Origin of the sequence: Plantibacter sp. ME-Dv--P-095 (assembly GCF_030209365.1) — a bacterium.
GTDB lineage: Bacteria > Actinomycetota > Actinomycetes > Actinomycetales > Microbacteriaceae > Plantibacter.
Genome location: NZ_JARVSB010000021.1, coordinates 1 through 21,159 on the forward strand (window position 1 = coordinate 1; position 21,159 = coordinate 21,159).

Here is a 21,159-nt window from a genome sequence, read left to right on the forward strand (position 1 = left end):
CGGTTGACACCTAGGTGTCAACCGCTCGAGGAAGGACCACCATGGATCAACCGCTCAGCATCCCCAACCCGCCACCGACCCCGCCACCGATCCCGTTCCTCGTGGACGTGCACTGGTTCTTCTTCTGGGTGACCATCGCCGGGATCGTGGTCACCGCAATGGCTATCGCGGTGCTGATCTACGGCAGTCGCAGCAACCGGCCGGACGTCGCCACCTTCGGTATCCGGGTGGCGCTCATCGCCGTGTTCGTGTCGCTCGCGACGGGCGTCATTTCGGGACTGTTCCCAGAGTCGTTGCCGACACCGTAGAACACCTACAATCGCCGTCCGCGGCGCAGTGCCCGCCCTGTGAGGCGGGCACTGCCGTTTAACCAAACCGTTGTACAGACTCCACAGGCCGGCGGCGCGGCCGCGGTCGAGCTCGACGGCCGGCGACGTCATCAGCCAGGAGGTATCCCACAACCGGGCACCTGGCCGACGTCGGCCGCTCGTGGCAGCATGAGGGCATGGGGATGGAGAGCATGACGCGGCGATCGCCGGGAGCGTTCCGACTGCTGAGCGTCGCCCTGGTGCTCTCCGGCTTCACCGGCCCGCTCAGCGCCCTACAGATCATCCCGACGCCTGTCGCCGTCGCTCTGCTCGCCCTGGCGCTGCTGCTGGCAGTGTGGGCCATCGTGATCGACCGTCGGCGGGCGCAGCGGGCACGCCGTGCCGTCGCGGAGCGGATGAGCGATCGCGAACGGCGCGAATCGCGGGTGCGGTTCCGATGAGCGCCGAGCACATGCAGCAGCTCGTCGACGTCGCTCGCGCGGAGTACGGCGAGCTGATCCAAGACGCGCTGTACTACCCCGGATCAGGACAGCTCACCGTGATCCTGGTTGGCAACGAGCGCGCCGTCTACAGAGGCGACGGCGAACGCATCTGGCCGAACGCGCCGCGCGTCAACCGCCGCCGCCGCACGCGCTGAGAGAGCTACGCTGGGCGGCGACAGGACCCCCCTCCTGTCGCGGGCTCCTGGTGGCCGCATTCCCCCGCGCCCTGCCAGGGGCCACCTTCGTGTCTGGGGTCGATGGAAAGATGGGCGGCATGGGGAAAATGACTGCTGAACGCATAAGTGCAACCATGCGCGTCGTCGCTCTTGCGCTGGTGCTGCCCGTGCCGCTCCTACTTGGCCTCGGCGTAGCGGTCCCTCTGGCGGTCCTGCCGATCGTTCTCGCCTCGATCCTCGCGCTCGTCGCCAACTGGGTGACTGCTCAAACGGAGCCGCTGACCGAAGACGCGAGCGAGGCCAGTTCGCAGGTCTGAGACCATAGCGGCATGGCACAGCGCACGATCACCACGCTCGTCGACGACCTCGACGGCACAGAACTCGAGCGAGGATCTGGCGAGACAATCCGGTTCGGCGTCGACGGCCGCGCCTATGAGATTGACCTCAGCGACGACAACGCCGCCGCGCTCCGCGAGGCGCTGCAGCCGTACACGGAGGCCGGTCGACGGATCGTGCGTTCGCGTCGACGTCGCCGGTAGAGTGCGAGGACGGGCCGGGGGCCGGTCCGAACACACAGGGGGAACTATGTTCGTTCGCGTCGAAACGCAGCAAGTGCTTGGCGGCGGTACCTATTGGGCGCAGAGCTACATCAACGTTGAGCAGATCACGAGAATTGTGCGCCGTCCCCAGTCTGAGAAGGACCAGGCGGTTACGGCCGACGTCTCAACGGCGGACGGTGCAACGGTCGTCGTGAAGCTGGGCGACGTCGCCAAGGTCTCCGAACCGGACGTGCAGACAGCGATGGCTACGCTCACCACGGGTGGCTCTCTCGTCAAGTAGTTATCCACAGAGGAAACACCCAGACTGTCATAATTCAACGTTATCCGCGTATTTCAGTCGGGTAGTTATCCACAGGCAAAGGGGCATGGCGTGGGGCTCGAATTCGCGATCTGCGAGCAGTGCGGCGAGTCCCACGCACTCCAAGCCAACGGACGGCAATCGATCCACACAACGGCCGCAGGAGAGCGCTGTGCACCCCCTGCGCAGCAGCCGCCGCCGTCGCAGAAGCGGGGCGCTGCACCAGGACGTCGAGACGATGACGACGACCTGCAGGCCGCGTTCGAGGTCAGCCGAACCCAGCCGCCTCGACGAGGCACGGACGCCCCCGACAAGCTCGACCGGCGCATCTATGCCACCGAGCGGGCTGAGGTCCTACGCGGTGGCCTGCCGACGCTGGGACGTCGGCCGCGCTAGTCGACGACGCGCACAGAGAGCACGAGCTGTTCCGCGGGCACCATGGCGCTGAGCGCAGCACGCGCGGCCGGGTAGCCGACACGGATCCGAAGGCGCTCGTTCAGACTCTGAACGGTTGGAGCGCGACAGCGGCCCCCGGCGAACCGAGGACCGCTGTGGAGGTCTAGCCTCCCAGCACCATGAGCATCACGGCTACGAGGATGCGAGTGGTCGTGTGAACGACCAGCCCGACAATCCAACGCACGCGAGACTCAGCACCACAGTTAGAGCACTTGCTCATTTTGTGACCTTCCGTCAGCGTCAGGTGACAGAAAGCTGGTCCTGCTTGGTGCACGGTTCGTCCACTCGCGGCGGTTCCATGGAAGCCCGTACGAGCCCGTGGGGGCTTGAAAGAGGCTGTATGGAGTTGCGTTGAAGTTTGCGAACACGTAGAATTTCCGTAGTTCAACCGGGAAATCCTTACTCGATTCCCAAGCTTTCTCAGCGGAAGCAAGAAAATGCTCGGATGCCAGTCCGGGCTTTTTTCTTGCCCGAAGCAGGGTCAGGCCTGACGCCCCTGAATGCTCCGTGTCTCTATTCTCGCAGATGAAACCGACACCGTCACGGAACGGTGACGACGCTAACGGCCGGCGGTCCGCCGATCTATTGCCCGGTCCGTAACGGCGGGAAGTCGCCCATCCGTCCGCGCTTCGATGCTCAGAATCTGAGCGCAGATCGCTTGTTCTAGTCGAGCACCCGCACCGAGAGCACGAGCTGTTCCGCGGGCACCATGGCGCTGAGTGCAGCACGCGCAGCCGGGTAGTCGCGCCCCTCAGCCTCGACCGTGCTCGTCGACGTCGACCGGAAGACAGCCGTACCGACGAGGTTCCCGTCGACGCGGCCACGGCCGCGGAGCTGTGCCAGCTCGTGCCCGGGCGGCGTGAGCGCGAGCACCGCGGCGCGCAGCTCCGCGACGTCTGGCGCGGACGCCTCCGTCTCGACGGTGGCGCGATCGCGGACTACGGCTTGGAGTTTCACCCGTTCAGCCTACGCACCGGCCAGACCTCATCGGAACGGGATAGCGGAGCCAGGAACGCGCCCGGAGGGGGTGTCAGGATCGAGTGTCCCGGTTCGAGTGGGAGCTACCTCGAGCGACTTGACACCTAGGTGTCAATGCCGGCGCCAGGGTCGAAATGTCGACTCGCGCCACACGGCGTGTCCAGCTCGACTTAACTCTAGGCCTAGAGTTAAGTGGTCGTATGGCCGACGCCCAGAAGCTCCCTCGACGCCCTCGCGGATCACTCCGCGAGCCCACCAGCCTCGGCTGGAACGTCGAGCTGGACAACAAGGAGAAGTGGCAGAAGATCGCCGCTCACGCTGGCGTCTCGGCCGCCGCCCTGTTCGACATGATGGTTGAGACGTTGGAGCTGGACCCTCGCGGATACCCGAGCTGGTTCGTCGCGCCTCCCCTCGACGATGGAGAGCTGCCTATCGACACCGCTTAACGCATTAGGCCCGCCGCTCTCGCGACGGGCCTAGAAGCCTTGGCTCAGAACCCCCACAGTTTGGCGACTAACGGGTTCAGAGCAGTTGTTTCGACTCAGACCGGCTGGTAACCGGGCCTTTGTCGTACCCAACCGGTGACCCGGAAGGATGACGCAATCATAACCCAGATACACACGCGCGCAGAGATTTCGGCCGACAAGCGTCCGACGGGCGTGTCCCCCACTCTGCCGACGCTGGAACTGCCCTCGCAGGAGCCTGCTGGACGGGCGTTCCCGACCGAGCTGACCCATTCACCCTGGGAGCCTGCTCCCGGCTCCTACGGGCTCGTTGTGGCCTGGCAGTCGGGCACGTTCTGGCTCAGGGATCTTCGCGCACTGCTCGCAACCGAGGAAGGCGACCGAGCGCGGAAAACCGAGCACGACACGATCGCGGCCAGCACGCTGTACGCGATCGCCGCCGCTGTCGCGCCCTACGCAGACCGGGGCACCGGCCGCAGCGTGACGGTGGCTCACGCGACGATCGCCGCTCAACTCGGCGTCTGCCGACGCACCATCGGTCGAGCGTGGCGAGTGCTGGAACGACTCGGGCTCGCGCAGACTGTCCTCAGCGGCCGGTACCTCACAGCCGCGGAGCGGTCCCTCATCAAGAGCCGTCATGGACGGCACCAGATACGTCGCGCATCCACGCGCGCACTCACTGGAATCAGAAGGACTGTCCACCTACCTCCGGTAGAGACCGGCACCCCTCAATCTCCCGTTTCAAAGATGGTTAAACACCAGCGCGCGAGCGCGCGCAACGCGAATGCTACGCATCCGCGAGGCCGGGGACAGTCGAGGGTGAAAGCGAATCAGGGTCGTCGAGCGTATGCACCGTGGCCGTCCGACTTCTTCGAGTTTGGAGCGGCGTTCACCAGGCGGTTCTGGTGGCTCGGAGAGCACCACCCGGCCAGTGTGTGCGCCATGCTCGATCGTGCCGGGATCGACCCAGCACGGTGGACGGCAGATGCTCTCGCGGACGCGATCAACGCCGGGATGACTGCACGCGGCATCACGATGAACCACAAGAGTCGACGCAGCTCGATCGCCTATGCAGCGTGGCTCATCAGCACCACGATCAACCATGACGAACCGACGCCGGTCGAGCTGCAGCGGGACCGGGCTGCAGCTCGCGAACGGGACCGGGCACGGCTCGCAGCGGAGCGCGCAGCGGAAGCCTCGCGGGCTCAGTCGATCGACCACGAAGAGGTCGCCGCGATCATCGCCAGGTCCAACGCGGAGACCGCAGAGCGCAACCGGCTGAGGGCTCAGCAGGAGCGCGCAGCTCGCATCGAGCGCGAACGGCTCGCAGCCGCCGAACTGCTCCGACGACGGGGCACAGCCACACGATCGGCGGTGACCGAATGACTCGCTCACCTGTTCGTAAAACTGCCAGCTTCTCCGACCGGTCGACGGCACCGACGACAGAGGTCCACGCGACGTCGACCAAGCCCGGGCAGCTCGACGAGGCGCAGCGGTCGGCGTTCGGTCGGTCGACGGCCATGGCCGTCGGGCCGACCTCGACGGCAGCGCTCGACGACAACCGCCGTGCAGCGCGCGCCCCGTTGAGCGCTGGTTCTGCCCTGACGTCTGCAGCGGCCGGCCTCAGGCCCGGAGGGTGCCGCGAGGGAACTCGGGACCGACCGCCTCGGGAGCGCGCTGAGAGCGCACGAGGACGCCACAGGGATGAACGGACGGACTGAGTGACCAACCGTGGGTAGTACGTTTGCCTATTCACCGAGCGCGAATAGGCAAACGAACGTTTGTGGCACCTTCTCCCCTGCCCTGCCCCCACCCCCGCGCGGTGCGCGCTTCCCAATCTCAGGCACTCCGCAAGCTATGTGACTGAGATTGGGAAGTAAAGGGGTGGGGGCAGGGCAGGGGAGAAGGAGAAGAGTAGAGAGAGAAGAGAAAGAGAGAATCAAAATCAAAAGAAGACAGGGTTGGGAGGATGGTTGAGTGTTCGGGTGTCCGTTGCGTGAGCGGGCTCTGTGGGCTGGTGGTGTGGGTTGTCGGGTGCCGTGTTGCGTGAGTGAGCCCGGCAGATCGGGCGGTACGGTTCTCGGGTGCTGAGGCGCGTTTTCGAGGTTGGCGCGTCGGGTGATTGCGTCCAGGGTTTGAAGAGCGGCGAGCGGAGCGAGTGCCTTTCCACCGCATCGCGGTGGTGGTCCTGAGGTGGTCAAAGTAGTATCGAACTGACAGGTTTGAGGGGGGAACTGATGCAGCTCACACAGCGAGACGAAGCGATGTTGGAGTGGCTGAGCGTGGTTCGCATGGCCGACATGGAAGCGCTCAGGTGGGCGCTCGGAGGGTTGTCCGGCGCGGGTGTGCCGGTGAGCCTGAGGAAGGCCCAACAGTGGGTCGTGAGGCTCGCGGAAGTCGGCTTGGTCGACCGCGCCCGACCGACGTTCCGGGATGGTTCGATCGTCTGGGCGACGCACCAGGCGATCGGGAAGACCGCCCCGAATCTGTTCCGCCAGACCACCCGGCATGAGGTCGCCGTCGCGTCCATTTCGGCCCGCTACCTCTGCCACGGGTTCGAGTGGAAGCGGGACCGGAAACCGGAGAACGTGAACGTCGACCACCAGGCTGACGGGGTGGCCGTGCGCGGCGATCACGTCGAATTGGTAGAGGTCGAGCTGACACCGAAGACGGGTCAGCGGTACAAGCACATCATGGACAACCACGTCTGGCGGATGACTCGCGAGGGGGTCGCTCGCGTGGTCTATTTCTGCACCGACGACGCCGGTCGAGCGGTGACCGAGAACGCGGATTTGAACGTGTTCCGAACCGAGCGGGGGCGGCTGTTGTCGCTGCCCGTCTTCGACGTCCGGGGACGTCTCATCGGGGACGATTCCCCGGTGTGGGAACAGCACGACGGTATCTCGGTGAACGCCGAGCTCGACGGGTTCAGCTCGAGCAATTGACACCTAGGTGTCAACGCCGGCGCCGAAAGATGGGGGACGAATCATGAGTGACACGCAGCAGTTCGAACAGGGGTCCGGGGACGCCGCGTCCGACACCCTCGTGGTGTTCTTGAAGGTCGGATTTGGGGTGCTCCTGGGGCTGGTGCTCCTGCCGCTCATCATCCCGTGGCTCGTCGTGAAGACGTCCGGGATGATCTTCGCGACGAAGACGCGCTTCTGGATGACTCGGCCACGCCGAGGCCTGTACAACGTCCTCGGGGTTGCCGTCGTGCTCGTGCTCGTGACCGTTGAAGGGCTGCTGCTGTGGCAGTGGATCGCGAGCGGTCAGGCCCGGACCTTCTTCGCCGCGGACGACTGGGCCGCGCAGTTGCTTCCGACCTTTGGCGGCTGGGCGCTGGCCAACCTTCTGTCGGGCGTGCTGCTGGTCCCGGTGGCAATGTCACGGCACCGCCGACGCATCCTCGCGCTCGTGCGGAACCGACGCATCCCCGACGTGCTGATGCAGACCCGGATCGAGCAGGCGCGCAAGCGCGCCGACGATCTGTTATCGGCCGCGAGTGTCGGCGTCACCCTTGACGCCGAGACGGGACGGATCACGGGCACGACGGAGGACGCGACGACGGCTCCCCTGCAGACTGGCGATCACCAGGCGTTCGGCATCGTTCGACGTGCGACTGTTAAGAACCTCGCAGAGCGTTTCTATGACGCCCGACGCGTCCCCGACTGGATCAACGACGACGGCCGGTTGATCGTGCTCCCGAAGTCCGCTGCAGCGGTCCGCGCGCTGCTGCTGGCCGAGTCCGGCACAGGCAAGACCGTCCTGCTGGACGATGCGATCCTCTGTGCGCTCAAATACGGCTGGCCCGTCGTGTTCATCGACGCGAAGGGCGATCCGGACGACGCCGAGAAGCTGGCCAAGCTCGCGGCGTTCCAGGGACACACGGCATCGGTTGGCGGCGGGTGGGACCTGTTCAACGGATCCGCTGACCAGGTGACGGCGAAGCTCATGCGACTGATGCCCGTCGCAGACGGCGCGAATCAGCACTACCTCGATGAAGTTCGAGGCGTCCTGCAGGCCGTCCAGGACCAGACCTCGATATCGAGCGTCGAAGACCTCAGAGAGCGCCTGCTGCGCCCAATGGACCACGTGCGCGACCAGTACGACCTGCAGATGGTCAACCACAAGGTGGACCGTGACGGGACGACAGCGGGGCAGCGGGCGCTGCAGAGCTTGCTGGTGGCGCTCCGGCCGCTAGAGCGCTGGCTCGATGACGAGGGATGGTCCTACGGCTCCCCCAGGGCCGATCTGACGATCGTCCCCCTCTCCCCCGTCGACGACGCCCAAGCGCGCTTGGGCGACCTGCTGCTGATGGACCTCCGCAACTATCTGTCGACGCGACTGGAACGGCGCGACAAGTCCCCAATGCTGCTCATCGTCGACGAGTTCCCCCAGCTCGTCACGGGCACCAGCGACCCAGGCGACACGGCAGGAAGCCTGTTCGAGACGGCGCGAAGCGCCGGGGTCGGGCTCATCCTCGCCGCCCAGAGCACGGCAGGCGTGTCGAATGACGAGGTGCGGCGTCGCCGCGCACTGTCCAGTGGTGCCGCGCTCATCTTCGGCCGGTCGAAAGACCCGGAGGACGTCGTGAAGTTCGCGGGCACCGTGATGCAGATGGAAGCCTCCGGCGCGGCCGGTGGCGAAGAGCTGCGATCGGCGCGAGCCCAGCACACCTACGTGGTGCCCCCGCAGGACGTCCGCGAAGCGTCGGCGGGATCGTTCTGGATCGTGCAGGGCGGCGCGATCGCTCCATTCCGGGCGCTGCCGCCCCGCACGATCCCGAAGGACACCGCGGAGACGTCGGATCCCGACGAGCCCGTGGACGAGGCCGCAGAGGGCGACGTCGAGGCAAAGGCCGGCCCTGCAGAGTAGTTCGAACATACGTTCGAACTTTCGATCTATCCTGGTCCGGTGGGTAGGAACAAGCGATACGCGGACTGGTACGACCGCCAGATGAGCAAGCACGTCACTGAAATGCTGGTGCGCCCCTCCCCCATCACGCTCAGCCCTGCCGAGCTAGATACCGCGGCCGACCCGGTTGAGAGTGGCGATCCGGTGCCGGTGCGCGCATGGGTGCGGTACCCGGAGACGCCAGCGAGGATCGAGGGCCGTGCCGTCGCCTGGACGTCTCGCGCGGTTCAAGTCGAGTGGGAGAACGCACAGGGCCAGACTCAGAGGGCTTGGGTCTGGGCCTCTGCGGTCGATCGCCTCTGAGTCTCAATCTCGTCGACGTCGCAGCAGTATCGACAACACCTTGCGAGCTGTCTTCCCTCGCGGCCCGGTGTTGAAAGCAGCCACGTAGGCGATCGGGGCTAAGGCGACTGCGAGAGCAATCAGAGTGAAGCTCGGGGCGTATGGAGCGATGTCCAGCATCGCGTCTCCCAACTAGCGAAGAGCCCAGGACTAGGCGCTGATGGTTGACGTGCTACGAGTACGAAACGGTTGTGTGGCCTACGAGAGCGGTGAGCTTCTGAACCGCGATCAGTCTCCTGGGGACCTGCAGCGTCAGTCTCGGCCGTTCTCGCCAATCGCTCCCAGCACACCCGGTGCTCCCAGCGAAGCCAGGGAGAGCACCGCTCAACCTTGGCGTTCCTGCTCACCTGCCTGGCATCGCACCCCGACAGATGTCGCGTGAGCATCGCGCTCACACTGTGTACCCTCCGATACCCGCGGCGGCAATCTGCCGGCCGCGCCCTGTCCGACCCCTGACGGGTCGGTCTGCTCCTATGACAGGTGCAGAACCAGTGCATCCAAGATAGCAGGGGTATTCGATAGAACGACGCATGCACGGCGCGGCGTGTCGAACATCAATCCGACCGGCCAGAAACCGAGGATGCCGCTGCGCGGCTAGTGCTCATGGGCAACTTCGTTGCCTTTTGGGCGTTTGAGTGTACGCACCGAGCAGTCGGCATCAAGCCGTCGCCGCAGTTTCGTCACGATTCCCTCCTCCGCTTCGCTCCCCCGAGATTCGCTCCTGCAACCGCGCTTTGGGCTTGACCCCGACTGCTCGGAGCTGTGACGGAAATTCCGCCAAAAGGCAATGAGGTTGAGGGAGAGGAAATCGGCTCATGGGACACGTCACCACTGCAGACCAAGACACGCGAGCAAGCCGCTACATCAACGAGAGGACGGCTCCCGTCGTCCTGTTCAGCCGCCCCGGATGCGGACCGTGCATCGCAACGCGTCGAGCGCTCGACCACCGCGGACTGCGGTTCGACACCATCGACACCAGCCAGGACGAGTGCGCGGCGAGTTACCTCCGAGCACTGGGGTTCACGGAGTCCCCCGTCGTCATGGTCCACGACGGCAAGACCTGGACCGGCTTTCGCCCCGACCTCATCGCGGCGATCGAGGTCGGCCACCGCGATACCCACCAGACCTACGAACACGGCCAGTTCATCACCTGGTGCACCTGCGGTCAGGGCTTCACCGGCGACGACCCGGACGACGCCGACGCTGCAGCCATGGACCACACCAACCCCGAGGAAGCATGACCATGACGAACACAGGCACCGTCACCGCCCCGCTTGTCGCGGCGATCGAAGCAGCATGGCGCGCGATCCAGACCCGGCACCAGGACGTGCCCGAGGTCGTCGTCACGCTCGGATCGGGCAGCGCGCGCAACGGGATGACCCTCGGCCACTTCGCGCCGAACCGCTGGGCGCGCGGGGATGAAACCGTGCACGAGCTATTCGTCGGCGGCGAGGGGCTGCAGCGCGGCGGCGAGGCCGTGCTCGGCACCCTCATTCACGAAGCGGCCCACGGCGCAGCTCAGACGCGTGGAATCAAGGACACCAGCCGCCAGGGACGGTTTCATAACCAGAAGTTCAAGGCGATCGGGGAAGAGTTCGGGCTGTCGCTGGAAAAACACGACAGCATCGGATGGTCGCTGACCACCGTTCCCCCGGCCACTGCAGCCCGCTACGCGGCCGAAGTCGCCATGCTCGACGCCGCATTGGTCGCGTACCGGCTCGTCGAGCTCGGAGGCTCCGAGGGCAAGAAGAAGACCAGTAACGGCGTCGTCGCGCTCTGCGACTGCGGCCGGAAGATCCGACTTTCCCAGTCGGTCCTAGACCTCGGCCCGATCGTCTGCGGAGTGTGCGACGCTGAGTTTCAGCCCGAGGACGACGGAGAGTGAGCACATGCAGGCGATACAGACGGCCTCTCTAGCCGTCTTCGCCTGCGGCGTCGTCGTCCTCGTCGCCTCGCTCTCACCGCTCATGGCCCCGTTCCGATCCATCCGGCGCGGGGCCGTACCGCGGATCGTCTTCCGTATCGGCCTCGTCGCGATCATCGTCGGCGCAGTGGGGTTCGGGCTCCCCCTCGTGCTCGGACTCCTGCTGCAAGCCGCCTCGCGGCTCTGAGAATCGCTTAATCGGCTCCCCTCCCAGCACTCCCCCGAAACGCGCCCACCCTGCTCCCTCGTGCTCGACGCGGGAACAACCCGAGACCCGGACGTCGTGACCGAACTCCGGGGACGCTCACGCAAAGGCCGGCCGTTTGCGAGACACCACCCGATCCCCTCAGGGCGTGGGTTGCGGAGCAACCCGCGGCACCCCCGATGCAATACCCAGCCGCCTCGACCGGCGCCGACATTGACACCTAGGTGTCAACGCGCTCGAGGTAGCTCAGTCGTCCGTAGCTCAGGAACTACCAGTGTCTGTAACTTTGGTAGTTCCAAACTCTGTAACTCTGTAGTGACAGAGTCTGTAAGTCTGGTAGTCTGTAAGTAACAAACTACGGAAGTTACAGAGTTGAGACACGCCCAGTCTGTAACTCCCAAACTTCGGTACTTACAGATTGGATAGCCCCATGCGGATCATCACAGTGACCAACCAGAAGGGCGGCGTGGGGAAGACCACCACGCTCATGAACCTCGCGGCCGTCTTCGCCAAGAACTCACGGGTCCTCGGCGTCGACACCGACCCGCAGCGATCCATGAGCGATTGGGCGGCGGCGGCGGCGGATGACCTGCCGTTCGACTTCACCAACGACACCGATCCCGGAAACCTGTCGCGGCTCCGCGAACTTGACTACGACGTCATCTTCGTGGACACCCCGGGCAGTCTCCGCGACGGCGATATCCTCGCGGCCGTCCTCGAATCGGCAGACTTCGCGATCGTCCCGTTCACCCCGGAGGGGTTGACCGTTCAGCCGACGTCCCGCACGATCAGCAAGTTCATTACGCCCGCGAACGTGCCCTACCGCCTCCTGCTCAACAAGATCGATATGCGCGTCTCCGGCCAGTTGGAAGAGTGGCGCGAGGCCGTCGACGAGCAGCTGCAGATGCCCCGGTTCCGCCAGCACATTCGGCAGTACAAGTCCCACAGTGACGCGCCGCTCATGGGGCAGGTTGTGACCCAGTACCCGGACACCCGGCAGACCGCCAACGCGATCTTCGACTACTCATCCGTTGCGCTCGAACTCACGTCCATGTGGGCGCACGAAAACCAGGGAGGCAAGTAATGGCCAGGAAGGTCAATCTCAGCGAGAGTCTGGCGCGAATGCAGGCCGACGAGCCGGAAGAGGCTAGCGCGGCTCCCGCAGTGCCTCAGGCGTCGCCTCCCGCGACGGCCCCGCCTCAGCGCCCCGTCGGGGCGGCGGGACCGGCAGAAGCTCCCGAGCGGGCTCCTGAGCGCCCACAGGCGCGAAAGTCAGCGGGGGAGGGGCGCGGGGCGCGGTTCGATGAATTCGTACGCAAGGAGGCCCGGTTCCGTCCCGACCAGCTCTCGGCTCTGACGGAGCACGCGCGCGCCCTCAATCGGGCCAAAGGGCCGGCCGGAGATCGCATCACCGAAAACACGCTGATCCGAGTGGCAGTCGACCTGCTGCTAGCGGAGCCCGGACGCCTACACGGGCGATCCGAAGCGGAGCTGTTGGACTCGGTGACAACCCACGATTGACACCTACGTGTCAACGCCTCGAGTAGCGAGGAACGAGAGAAGGGGCCGCGCGATTGCGCGGCCCCTTCGTCGTTGCTGGGGGGTGTTACCGGAGCATCCAGGCGACAAACGATGTGAGGTCATCGGTCAGAGCTGACCGGTTGGCCGAGTAGCGGACCGTGCGACCGTTCCGCGGACCCTCGACGTCGGCCGTGACGTATCCGAGCCCTTCAAGGTCGACGAGTGCGACCCGAGCGGATGCCGTGCTCATGCCCGTGGCCTCCGCGATCTGGGGGCGCGTCGACGCCGGGTGATCGAGCAGGTAGCGCAGCGTCGTCATGCGCGTGGTGCCTGCAATCGCCTGGTGCGCGGCAGCAGCCCGATCGGGCATCTGTGGGGCATCTCGGCGGGCGGGCATCCCCCCATTGTGCCCGAGCAGAGCGCTGGACGTGTCGAGGATCGTGCTGAGGTCATCCGATTGTTCAGTCATGAACTCACTGTGCCTACCTTTTAATTGAATTGCAAGGTAGCGTAGATTTCGACCGATGACAGACCAGAGGGTTAACCTCAGAACGCAAGACTTTCGGGGGGAAAAGTTTTACAGATCAGTTGTCCTCTTAAAGGGGGACGAGAACCGGCTAGTCGTCAGACTGATGGGTTCGCCCCCAAATGGGGGCCGATTTGTTACTTGCTCTCCTGCGGACGCTTGCTGGTACATCGCCACCGCTAGGAGGAACCAGTGAACAACGAACAAGAAGTGCAACAGCCATTCGGGGGAGCGAGGCGAGCCGCTGGCTACGTCGAGGCTCCCACCACGAGGGCCGACGTCGAGGACGTCGTGTCGCCTGCACCGACAGAACCGCCGGTCGCGGAAGTCGTGCCGATTTCCGGCGCGGGTGAGACGACGGAACAGCCGGAGCTGCAGGGCGACGCCCTCGTGTACACGCCGGGTGACGACCTCTCAGTCGTGACTACCGATGATCGGCCGACCGTCGCCACCGAAGGGCTCCGCGGAGTCCTCTCGAAGCTCGGTATCCGCATGGCTCCCGGCATCGAGGAACGCGCACGGCTGCAAGCCGAAGAGTCGTTGCGGCGCGACGAGCAGACCATCCGGCAGGCGACCTGGACGCGCGCACAGGGCGTCCTCATCGCGAACCGGAAGGGCGGCACGGGGAAGACCCCGACCGCTATCGGGGTCGGGGGAGTGCTGGCCGCAGTTCGCGGCGGGTCCGTCGCGATCATGGAAGTTTCCGACGATCGCGGAGGGCTGTCCTTCCGCGCTGAGGGATCACCCAAGCTCGGCATGGGCGAGCTGGTGCGGGACGTCGACAAGATCAGAAGCGCCGGACAGCTCGCGGGCTACACCGCTCCGCAGACGTCGTTTGCCGCAGTCATTGGATCAGTCGGCAACCGTCCGCCGCTGACCGGCGAGGACGTCGAAGCCGTCAGCCGCGTCATCGACGAGTATTACGGCATCCGCGTCATGGACAGCGGGAACCAGCCGTCAAGCTCCGCGTTCCAAGCCGCAGTAGCGACCGCCGACGCCCTCGTGGTGCCCGTGTTCAACTCGGCCGACAGCGTGTTGGAAGCGATCGACCTGCTCGACCTGCTCCGCAGCTCTGGGGCGCACGCCGCGCAGCTCGCGGAAAACGCCGTCATCATCCGGATCACAGACGGCCGGCCTGAGTACCCGCAGATCGTCGAGCGCCTGGATCGGCTCATCACCGGGGCTCGCGTCCGCGAAGTCCACGCGGTGCCGTTTGACCAGCACATCGCGGAGCGCGGACAGATCACGCTCGACAAGCTCTCACCGGCCGCACGGAGGGCATTCACCGCCGCAACCGCGGCCGTCGTCCGCTCGCTCCAAGCCGTAGCCAACTAACCCTCAGACGAAGGACAAGCACATGAACCCCATCATCCGACCCAAGTCCATCGACAACCCGCTCGACGGCGTACTGCCCGATTTCAGCATCTTCGGAGCAGAGTTCACGGAGCTGTGGCAGAAGCTCCTGGCGGGCCTCTGGGGGCTCGCGATCGTCGCCTCAGTCGTCTTCCTCATCATCAGCATTGCGGGCATGGCGGCGGCATCCAACGCGGGCAACCCGCAGGAGTACAAGACCGCCCGGAACAAGGCCCTTGGCGCGGGTATCGCGCTCGGTTGCCTCGCAGCGCTGGCGGTCATCGTGGGCGCAATCCTCGCGATCTTCGGATAGTCGGCCATGCGTACCGAAGCCCGCCCGCCTCGGCGTATCTGGCCCTGGATCGCGCTGGGAAGCGTGGCGATCGTCGCGGCTGCAGCCGTCGTCATCGCGTTCGCTGTCAACGGCAGCAACTCGAGCGAGACACCTGCAGCAGGACCGACCACGCAGGCACCACAGCCCAGCTCAACGAGCGTTCCCGACTCGGCCCCAACTGGGTGTCTCGGAGGGTCCGCACGCGACGCGGCGATGCTGCTCGCAGCTCAGCAGCAGGCGCAGCACACCAGCAATGGAGCCGTCGAGCTCACAGCATCATTCGTGCGCTGGCTCTACCAGTTCCCGCAGCCCACGGGCGAGGAAGCTGACCAGGTGAGCGCCGCGCTGTTCGCCTCCACCGCAGCTCCGGGATTCACGGATCTTCGCGCGGGGTTCGCCGCTGTTCCCAACTCATCGAACGGCGTCGTCGCGGACGGCGTGCCGTTCTACCGCTCGACCGTCCCCGGCGTCTGGCACATCGAGTCGGCCGAAGCCGATCGGGTGACGGTCTCTGTCGGAACCGCCTACGTGATCGACGGCGCACTGAGCACCACATTCCGGTCCGTCTCGACGTTCACGCTCGTTTGGGAAGACAACGCGTGGAAGGTGGAGGGCGGCGACATTCAGCGCACCACTGAGGAAATGTTCCAGATCGGAACACCCTTCACGGGAGGTTGCTAATGGCATGCGATAACCCGATCACCTGCACCGTCGACGGCGTTACCGACGCGATCAACGGAGCTGCAGGAGCGGTCAACTACTGGTCCGACCCGTGGGGCAACACCTACAAAGCGCTGCAGGACTCGGCGGCGAGCTTGGCGAAGGACATCCTTCCCGCGCTCACTCAGGCGACCCTGCCGGACCTCACCTTGGAGTGGTTCATCAGCGCCTACCGAATCTCGTTCGCAGCGGCGATCCTCGCCGTTGTGGTGCTGCTCATCCCGCAGTTCCTCAGGACCGCACGAGGCACCCAATCGGGCCGGGACACCGCCGAGTCAGTCACGCTGTACTTCCCCCTGTTCCTCACCGGGGCGATGTTCGGCCCGCCGTTCGGCATGGTGCTCGTGAACTTCTTCCACGCGCTGTCCGATGCTTTCGCATCGTGGGGGATTCTCGGGTCGGTCGACACGATCGGGGCACGCTTTGACGCGATCATCAAAGACGGCGACTACACCGGCTTGGCCGGGGGAATCCCCGTCGCCGCGGTGATGATGTTCCTGATGCTCGTGGCGCTGCTCATGGTGCTGCTCGTGCTCATCGTGCAGCTCGTCACGCTGTACTTCGCTGGCGTGCTCGTACCGCTCGGGTTGCTGTGGATCGTCGACCCACAACGACGCGACTTCGGAAAGAAGCTCATCGGTGTCTGGATCGGCATACTCGCCGCTCACCCACTGCTGTTCTTCCTGCTCGGATTCGCGTTCAACATGTCCGCGGGATCGGTCAACGTCTTCGGGAACTCAGCGAGCTTGGAAAAGCTCGTGCAGTTCATCGTGGCGATCATCGCGCTGTTCATCGCGGCGCTCTCGCCGCTCATCCTCATGAAGTTCGCGCCGGTCATCCCGGTGGGATCGGGTGGCACCAACGGACCCTCGATGCAGCCGGGCTCGTGGGGCTCCAACAACATGAGCGACGCCACCAACAAGTACCAGCCGCAGAGCACCAGCGGCACGTCCGAACCGCAGACGCAGACCCAGAGCACGCCCGCATCGTCCGACGATGCCCCACAGCCGGCCTCAGGTGGCGGCGGGCTTGGGGAAGCCGCAGCGACCCGCGCAGCAGGCTCCAAAGCCGCAGCAACGGACGGCGAGGAAGCGGCAGCAACCAGCGGGGCCACGACAACCGGCGCCGCAGCGGGCGCCGCAGGCGCATCCACAGCGGCCGAGGGAGCTGCAGCCGCAGGCGCAGCGGAGTCCTCGACCGGCGTCGGGGCCGTCGTCGGCGTTCCGACACTCATCGCAGCGGCAGGTATGGCTGCAGGCTCAAAGGTCGTCGAGGTCACCCAAGTAGCCGGGGACCAGGCGACAAGCGCCATGGACGAAGAATCGGGGAACTGATGACCAACACAGCGACCAGCGGCGTAGCCCGCTACATCGGGGGAGAGAGCGGACACCGCTCCTTCTTCGGCGGCACCCAGTCCAAAGCCCGTGTTGGGTTCATGGGACTGTTCTTCATCGCCACGCTCGTGCTCACGCCGATCATTGGATTCTGGGGGCTCGCGATCGGCGTTGTCGGGGGCGGCTTGACGATGCTGCTCACCGCGAAGACGCACCGAGGATCGGTCGTCGACCGGCGCAAGAAGCGCACACGGTGGGCCAGCCGCGTGAAGCTCGGAACCGACGCATACGAGCCCTATGACGTCGCGGAATGGGACCAGCGGGAACAGGCCCTCCGCGAAGCCAAGGGCCGCGTTGCGAAGTGGACCGCACGCCGAGAGCTGGCAGCGATGCGCACCAACCCGGACGGCGCGGACGGGATGGGCTGGCTGCAGTTCGCCCGTGCAGAGCCAGGCATCGCCTGGCACGCACCGACCGGAGAACAGTCCTACCTCTCCGTTGCGTTCACGGTCACCGGCCAGATGAGCGGCGTCGAATCGGCGTCGGTCATGCGACGGGCGGCAGAGGCGTGGGGGCAGTTCCTCGCCTCACGAGCAACGCCGTCCAACCTCGTCGGGGACGTCCAGACCCTCACTCGTGTGTTGCCCGCCGACTCAGCGCTGCAAGAGTTCTGGGTGCTCAAAGCCCTCGACCCGACCGCGCCCGCCGACGCGATCAAGTCGTATGAGGACGTTCTCAACCTCACCGGCCAAGACGCCATGGTGCAGCGGCACTACGTGATCGTTCGGTGGCCCCTCAATGCCGCGTTCCGCGACGCCGCCCGCAAGTACGGCGAGGGTCGCGACGGCTGGCGCGGCCTCATGCGCCAGGAAATCGCGTCGACCGTCCGCGGCCTCACCGAGGCCCGTTTGGGCCAGGTCGAAACGCTCACGGCCCGCAAGCTCGCCGCGGTGATCCTGCACCAGCAGAACCCGTCTCGGCCGATTGACTACGTGACGGACGTCGACCCGGCATCGTTCGGCATCCGCTCGCATGACGAGTTCTCGGCGCACGTCGTTGAGGGCACCGACCCGATCACGGGCGCGGACGTCGAGTGGTGGCACCGCACCGCGGTGGTCAAGTCCGAGAACCTCGCGGTCGGCGCACGCAGCCAACTGTGGATGCTTGACCTGCTCATCGGGTCCGACATTCAGTTCGTCCGATCGGTGTCGTTCCATCTGCACCTGGTGCCGAAGAACGAGGCGCGAGCGTCCGCGAAGATCGACCTCACCCGCGACCGCGCAGCGGCGCTATCCAACGCCGAAAAGGGCCAGGTGGCGGACGACGAGACGAGCATGAACATGAGCGCCGCAGCGCGCCGCTCCGCGGACCTCGCACACGGTTCACCGCACCACGGTGGGGCATGGGTCGGGTACATCACCATTTCCGAGCGCAACCGTGACGCGCTCATGCGCGCCTCGCGCGCACTGGAGGAAACCTGCTCCAGCGGCCTCGGGATCGACCGCCTCGAATGGGAGGACTCGTACCAGTCCGCAGCGTCCGGGACCACTTGGCCGATCGGCCGAGGCCTCGCAGCAGCACCCCCATCACTCGCCGCCCGGTTCGCTACGAAGCTCGCGGGCAAGTCAGAGAAGGAAGCTATCTCATGAGCGCACACGCCCAGCCGAAGAAGAAGACTCGCGGCATCTGGACACTCCCCGGGCTCAGTGCCTTCGCGCCTCCGGTCGAGCTTGCAGTGGAGGTCGAGGAGAGCACCGAGGAACCTACGGAGGTCACCCCGTGGTCGCGGCCGGGTTCCCGGCTCCGGGTCAAGACCAGCGCTGCAGCGCGTGGCCTCTACGCTCCGGCGCACATCGGCGCACCGACCAGCACCCGGCAGGCCGAGGTGTTGAATACCGCCGTCATCGGAGCGCCGACCGGTACTCGAGGCGTGGTCATCGCGCGCGACGTCCTCTCGCGAACGTCGATCGCTCATGACCCGGTGACCGGCTACAACTCGACGCCTCGACTGGTGTCGAGCCCCAACGTCGTCGTGATGGGCGACGTCGGCTCCGGCAAGTCGAGCCTGACGAAGACGGCCTATGTGCTCCGGCCGCTGCTGCTGGCCAAGCGTCGTGCCGTCGTGTTCGACAAGAAGGACCAGAACGGTGAAGGCGAATACTCCAACGTCGTCCGGCACTTCGGCAGCGAACCCATCCGGTTTACAACGGACGGCACCGGAACCCGCCTCAACCTGCTGGATGAGACGATCAGCCGCGGGAGCGGTGTCCAGGGCCAGATGCGCCTGCTCAACGTCGTCGCCCGCCTCGCACGGGAGGGGAACGCGCTCAACGAGTGGGAGGAAGAGGCGCTTCGCGCCGCGCTGCTCCGGACGATCGCGCAGGCTGAGGACGGGCGCACGCCCGTGCTGGCCGACGTGCTGCCGAACCTCAGCAGGGTCGCGGACCTCGACGCCTACGAGGGGCTGTCACCGACCGCGATCGACGAACTGCACCAGGCCGGCCTTTCCGTGCGGTTCACGCTGAACAGCCTGCTGCAGGACTACTCAGGGTTGCTCGACGGGGAGACGTCCGAAGAGGTCGACCTGAAGGGCAAGCTCACATCGTTCGATATCTCGCAGCTCCCCGAGGACGGCCCCGCCGTTCCCGCGGTCATGGCGATCGGTCACATGTGGCTGCTCGGCCGACTCCGGGGTGACCGTGGATGGGCGACAAACTGCGTCTACGAAGAGGCATGGCACATCGCGACTGGGCCGACTGCAGAGCTGGCGCGCTCCGGGCAGAAGCTCTCGCGAGGGCTCGCGCTGTCCAACATCTTCGCGTTCCACAAGGGATTCGACGTCCCCGCAGGATCGCCCGGCATGGCGATGATCCAGGAGGCCCAGACGGTGCACGTCTACCGTCAGTCCCGGCCGGAGGACGCGGCCTGGTGCCAACGCACGTTCAGCTTCGCGCCGGAGACGGCGCAGCAGATCGAGCGCCTGGCGGACGGGCACCACTTCTTCAAGTACGCATCGCACCCGGAAACGCTCGTGCAGCACATCCGCTCGCCGTGGGAGAAGGCCCTCACGGACACCGACGAGGCGTTCCAGGCTGCAGCGTCGGCAGGCTAGATCATGGGCTGGAAGAAGCACGCACTCGCGGGGCTGGGCGCGGTCATGTTCGGTGCCACCCTCGTGTTGTCGGGCGGCACCGGCAGCGCCGGATGCGGAGCCGGTCAGGTCGAAGCGGCCACCCTCGCAGCGAGCGGGCAGAGCATCGCCGGATACTCCGGCGACCAGCTCGCCAACGCCGCCGCGATCATGAACGCCGCGACGTCGCTCGGCCTGAACGTGCAAGCGCAGACCATCGGCGTCATGACCGCCATGGGAGAGTCCGGGCTCCGCGTCGTCGACCACGGCGACGCTGCAGGGCCCGACAGCCGCGGGCTGTTCCAGCAGCGGGACTCGTGGGGCAGCTACGCCGACCGCATGGACCCGACGAAATCGGCCCTGCTGTTCTTCAAGCGGCTGCAGACCGTCCAAGGGTGGGAGACGATGACGCCCACGGCCGCAGCGCACGCCGTCCAGATCAACGCCGACCCCGACCACTACACGAAGTGGTTCGCGCCCGCTGGCGAGGTCGTGAAGGCCCTGAGCGCGACCGGTGGGGCCGGGAGCTGTGGCGTCGGCGGCGACAAGGTCGCCCTCGCGCAGCAGCTCGTCGACGCGGCCGACGCTGGCACGCTCCGCGGGTTCACCCCCGACCACATCAAAGAGATCCGCTGGATCGCGCAGGGCAAGGAAGTTGCCGACTGTGGCATTGACGTTCCGATCCTGCAGATCATGGTGCTCGCGCTCAACGAGTTCGAGCGCATCGGCGTCAGTGACATCAACCGCAAGTGCACCGGCCAGATCGAGGGCGCGGGACTCACGTCCTCCCACTACATCAACGGTGGCGGCGGAGCCGTCGACTTCTACTCGCTCGGAGGAACGTCCATCACCGGCGCGGACGGTCCCTCGATCCGGCTTATCAGCCTGCTCGACCCGATCGTGCCGAAGGGCGCACGCATCGGGCAGGAAGACTGCCGCGCTGACGCCGGAACGACGATCGCCACTCAGAACTTCTCGCAGATATACGACTCGTGCAATCACCTGCACGTCGACGTCGCATACACGAACGGAAAGCCGCTGCTACTCGGCGGGCAGGCCGGTTGACACCTAGGTGTCAACCGCTCGAGGAAGGACCACCATGGATCAACCGCT

The 21,159-nt window shown here is 65.8% G+C and carries 23 protein-coding genes; 21 read left to right on the forward strand and 2 right to left on the reverse strand.

Translation table 11 applies throughout. The features are described 5' to 3' along the window. Window positions 1-41: 41 nt before the first annotated feature. The 6 genes from QRN26_RS18775 (at window position 42) to QRN26_RS18800 (ending at window position 1,827) form a co-directional block, all read left to right on the forward strand. Window positions 42-308 carry a hypothetical protein gene (locus QRN26_RS18775; RefSeq protein WP_285037875.1) on the forward strand — a complete coding sequence of 89 codons (267 nt, stop codon included), beginning with the start codon at window positions 42-44 and terminating at the stop codon, window positions 306-308. A gap of 212 nt (window positions 309-520) precedes the next feature. Then, entirely contained in the window at window positions 521-769 is a 249-nt protein-coding gene (locus QRN26_RS18780; protein WP_285037876.1) for a hypothetical protein, read from the forward strand. Next, a complete protein-coding gene (locus QRN26_RS18785) occupies window positions 766-966 on the forward strand; it encodes a hypothetical protein (protein ID WP_285037877.1) in 201 nt (66 codons plus the stop codon). Before QRN26_RS18780 ends, QRN26_RS18785 begins: the two co-directional genes overlap by 4 nt. A gap of 119 nt (window positions 967-1,085) precedes the next feature. Continuing rightward, window positions 1,086-1,304, forward strand: coding sequence for a hypothetical protein (locus tag QRN26_RS18790; RefSeq protein WP_285037878.1), 219 nt, complete (start codon window positions 1,086-1,088; stop codon window positions 1,302-1,304). Between the two features lie 12 nt (window positions 1,305-1,316). Further along, window positions 1,317-1,526, forward strand: coding sequence for a histone-like nucleoid-structuring protein Lsr2 (locus tag QRN26_RS18795; protein WP_285037879.1), 210 nt, complete (start codon window positions 1,317-1,319; stop codon window positions 1,524-1,526). Between the two features lie 46 nt (window positions 1,527-1,572). After that, window positions 1,573-1,827, forward strand: a complete 255-nt coding sequence (locus QRN26_RS18800) for a hypothetical protein (protein ID WP_285037880.1) — start codon at window positions 1,573-1,575, stop codon at window positions 1,825-1,827. Between the two features lie 1,137 nt (window positions 1,828-2,964). Here the strand turns inward: QRN26_RS18800 and QRN26_RS18805 are convergent. After that, window positions 2,965-3,258: a hypothetical protein gene (locus QRN26_RS18805; RefSeq protein ID WP_285037881.1), complete on the reverse strand. Its 294-nt coding sequence runs from the start codon at window positions 3,256-3,258 to the stop codon at window positions 2,965-2,967. Window positions 3,259-3,479: 221 nt separating this feature from the next. On the opposite strand from QRN26_RS18805, the gene QRN26_RS18810 reads away from it, so the two are divergent. The 8 genes from QRN26_RS18810 (at window position 3,480) to QRN26_RS18845 (ending at window position 12,212) form a co-directional block, all read left to right on the forward strand. Further along, entirely contained in the window at window positions 3,480-3,725 is a 246-nt protein-coding gene (locus QRN26_RS18810; protein WP_285037882.1) for a hypothetical protein, read from the forward strand. A 135-nt stretch (window positions 3,726-3,860) separates the two neighbouring features. Further along, complete coding sequence (locus tag QRN26_RS18815) at window positions 3,861-5,129, forward strand: hypothetical protein (RefSeq protein ID WP_285037883.1); 1,269 nt, start codon at window positions 3,861-3,863, stop codon at window positions 5,127-5,129. A gap of 836 nt (window positions 5,130-5,965) precedes the next feature. Beyond that, on the forward strand, window positions 5,966-6,688 hold the full coding sequence (locus tag QRN26_RS18820; protein WP_285037884.1) for a hypothetical protein: 723 nt from the start codon (window positions 5,966-5,968) through the stop codon (window positions 6,686-6,688). A gap of 268 nt (window positions 6,689-6,956) precedes the next feature. Then, a complete protein-coding gene (locus QRN26_RS18825; protein WP_285037885.1) occupies window positions 6,957-8,618 on the forward strand; it encodes a type IV secretory system conjugative DNA transfer family protein in 1,662 nt (553 codons plus the stop codon). A 1,196-nt stretch (window positions 8,619-9,814) separates the two neighbouring features. After that, entirely contained in the window at window positions 9,815-10,240 is a 426-nt protein-coding gene (locus tag QRN26_RS18830) for a glutaredoxin domain-containing protein (protein WP_285037886.1), read from the forward strand. Then, complete coding sequence (locus QRN26_RS18835; RefSeq protein WP_285037887.1) at window positions 10,237-10,884, forward strand: hypothetical protein; 648 nt, start codon at window positions 10,237-10,239, stop codon at window positions 10,882-10,884. Before QRN26_RS18830 ends, QRN26_RS18835 begins: the two co-directional genes overlap by 4 nt. Window positions 10,885-10,888: 4 nt before the next feature. Beyond that, window positions 10,889-11,110 carry a hypothetical protein gene (locus tag QRN26_RS18840; protein WP_285037888.1) on the forward strand — a complete coding sequence of 74 codons (222 nt, stop codon included), beginning with the start codon at window positions 10,889-10,891 and terminating at the stop codon, window positions 11,108-11,110. Between the two features lie 448 nt (window positions 11,111-11,558). After that, the gene (locus tag QRN26_RS18845) at window positions 11,559-12,212 is read left to right on the forward strand and encodes a ParA family protein (protein WP_285037889.1); all 654 of its coding nucleotides are present in this window, start codon (window positions 11,559-11,561) and stop codon (window positions 12,210-12,212) included. 522 nt (window positions 12,213-12,734) lie between these two features. Here QRN26_RS18845 and QRN26_RS18850 read toward each other — a convergent pair. Then, window positions 12,735-13,118, reverse strand: coding sequence for a helix-turn-helix domain-containing protein (locus tag QRN26_RS18850; protein WP_285037890.1), 384 nt, complete (start codon window positions 13,116-13,118; stop codon window positions 12,735-12,737). Window positions 13,119-13,367: 249 nt separating this feature from the next. On the opposite strand from QRN26_RS18850, the gene QRN26_RS18855 reads away from it, so the two are divergent. From QRN26_RS18855 to QRN26_RS18885, 7 genes are read left to right on the forward strand one after another with little or no spacing between them, the layout of a single operon-like run. Then, window positions 13,368-14,510 (forward strand): MinD/ParA family ATP-binding protein, encoded by a 1,143-nt coding sequence (locus tag QRN26_RS18855; protein ID WP_285037891.1) that lies wholly within the window; start codon window positions 13,368-13,370, stop codon window positions 14,508-14,510. 22 nt (window positions 14,511-14,532) lie between these two features. Further along, window positions 14,533-14,841: a hypothetical protein gene (locus tag QRN26_RS18860; RefSeq protein WP_285037892.1), complete on the forward strand. Its 309-nt coding sequence runs from the start codon at window positions 14,533-14,535 to the stop codon at window positions 14,839-14,841. A 6-nt stretch (window positions 14,842-14,847) separates the two neighbouring features. Further along, a complete protein-coding gene (locus QRN26_RS18865; RefSeq protein ID WP_285037893.1) occupies window positions 14,848-15,543 on the forward strand; it encodes a hypothetical protein in 696 nt (231 codons plus the stop codon). Further along, the gene (locus tag QRN26_RS18870; RefSeq protein ID WP_285037894.1) at window positions 15,543-16,916 is read left to right on the forward strand and encodes a hypothetical protein; all 1,374 of its coding nucleotides are present in this window, start codon (window positions 15,543-15,545) and stop codon (window positions 16,914-16,916) included. Before QRN26_RS18865 ends, QRN26_RS18870 begins: the two co-directional genes overlap by 1 nt. Beyond that, a complete protein-coding gene (locus QRN26_RS18875) occupies window positions 16,916-18,565 on the forward strand; it encodes a hypothetical protein (RefSeq protein ID WP_285037895.1) in 1,650 nt (549 codons plus the stop codon). Before QRN26_RS18870 ends, QRN26_RS18875 begins: the two co-directional genes overlap by 1 nt. Then, window positions 18,562-20,028 carry a putative type IV secretion/conjugal transfer ATPase gene (locus tag QRN26_RS18880; RefSeq protein WP_285037896.1) on the forward strand — a complete coding sequence of 489 codons (1,467 nt, stop codon included), beginning with the start codon at window positions 18,562-18,564 and terminating at the stop codon, window positions 20,026-20,028. The genes QRN26_RS18875 and QRN26_RS18880 overlap by 4 nt, the downstream gene beginning before the upstream one ends. 3 nt (window positions 20,029-20,031) lie before the next feature. Further along, window positions 20,032-21,111, forward strand: coding sequence for a hypothetical protein (locus QRN26_RS18885; protein ID WP_285037897.1), 1,080 nt, complete (start codon window positions 20,032-20,034; stop codon window positions 21,109-21,111). Window positions 21,112-21,159: the final 48 nt, after the last annotated feature.

Coding starts and splice junctions, on each gene's coding strand:
- QRN26_RS18775 (WP_285037875.1), top strand. CDS start 42: ATGGATCAACCGCTCAGCATCCCCAACCCGCCACCGACCCCGCCACCG.
- QRN26_RS18780 (WP_285037876.1), top strand. CDS start 521: ATGACGCGGCGATCGCCGGGAGCGTTCCGACTGCTGAGCGTCGCCCTG.
- QRN26_RS18785 (WP_285037877.1), top strand. CDS start 766: ATGAGCGCCGAGCACATGCAGCAGCTCGTCGACGTCGCTCGCGCGGAG.
- QRN26_RS18790 (WP_285037878.1), top strand. CDS start 1,086: ATGGGGAAAATGACTGCTGAACGCATAAGTGCAACCATGCGCGTCGTC.
- QRN26_RS18795 (WP_285037879.1), top strand. CDS start 1,317: ATGGCACAGCGCACGATCACCACGCTCGTCGACGACCTCGACGGCACA.
- QRN26_RS18800 (WP_285037880.1), top strand. CDS start 1,573: ATGTTCGTTCGCGTCGAAACGCAGCAAGTGCTTGGCGGCGGTACCTAT.
- QRN26_RS18810 (WP_285037882.1), top strand. CDS start 3,480: ATGGCCGACGCCCAGAAGCTCCCTCGACGCCCTCGCGGATCACTCCGC.
- QRN26_RS18830 (WP_285037886.1), top strand. CDS start 9,815: ATGGGACACGTCACCACTGCAGACCAAGACACGCGAGCAAGCCGCTAC.
- QRN26_RS18835 (WP_285037887.1), top strand. CDS start 10,237: ATGACCATGACGAACACAGGCACCGTCACCGCCCCGCTTGTCGCGGCG.
- QRN26_RS18840 (WP_285037888.1), top strand. CDS start 10,889: ATGCAGGCGATACAGACGGCCTCTCTAGCCGTCTTCGCCTGCGGCGTC.
- QRN26_RS18845 (WP_285037889.1), top strand. CDS start 11,559: ATGCGGATCATCACAGTGACCAACCAGAAGGGCGGCGTGGGGAAGACC.
- QRN26_RS18850 (WP_285037890.1), bottom strand. CDS start 13,118: ATGACTGAACAATCGGATGACCTCAGCACGATCCTCGACACGTCCAGC.
- QRN26_RS18860 (WP_285037892.1), top strand. CDS start 14,533: ATGAACCCCATCATCCGACCCAAGTCCATCGACAACCCGCTCGACGGC.
- QRN26_RS18865 (WP_285037893.1), top strand. CDS start 14,848: ATGCGTACCGAAGCCCGCCCGCCTCGGCGTATCTGGCCCTGGATCGCG.
- QRN26_RS18870 (WP_285037894.1), top strand. CDS start 15,543: ATGGCATGCGATAACCCGATCACCTGCACCGTCGACGGCGTTACCGAC.
- QRN26_RS18875 (WP_285037895.1), top strand. CDS start 16,916: ATGACCAACACAGCGACCAGCGGCGTAGCCCGCTACATCGGGGGAGAG.
- QRN26_RS18880 (WP_285037896.1), top strand. CDS start 18,562: ATGAGCGCACACGCCCAGCCGAAGAAGAAGACTCGCGGCATCTGGACA.
- QRN26_RS18885 (WP_285037897.1), top strand. CDS start 20,032: ATGGGCTGGAAGAAGCACGCACTCGCGGGGCTGGGCGCGGTCATGTTC.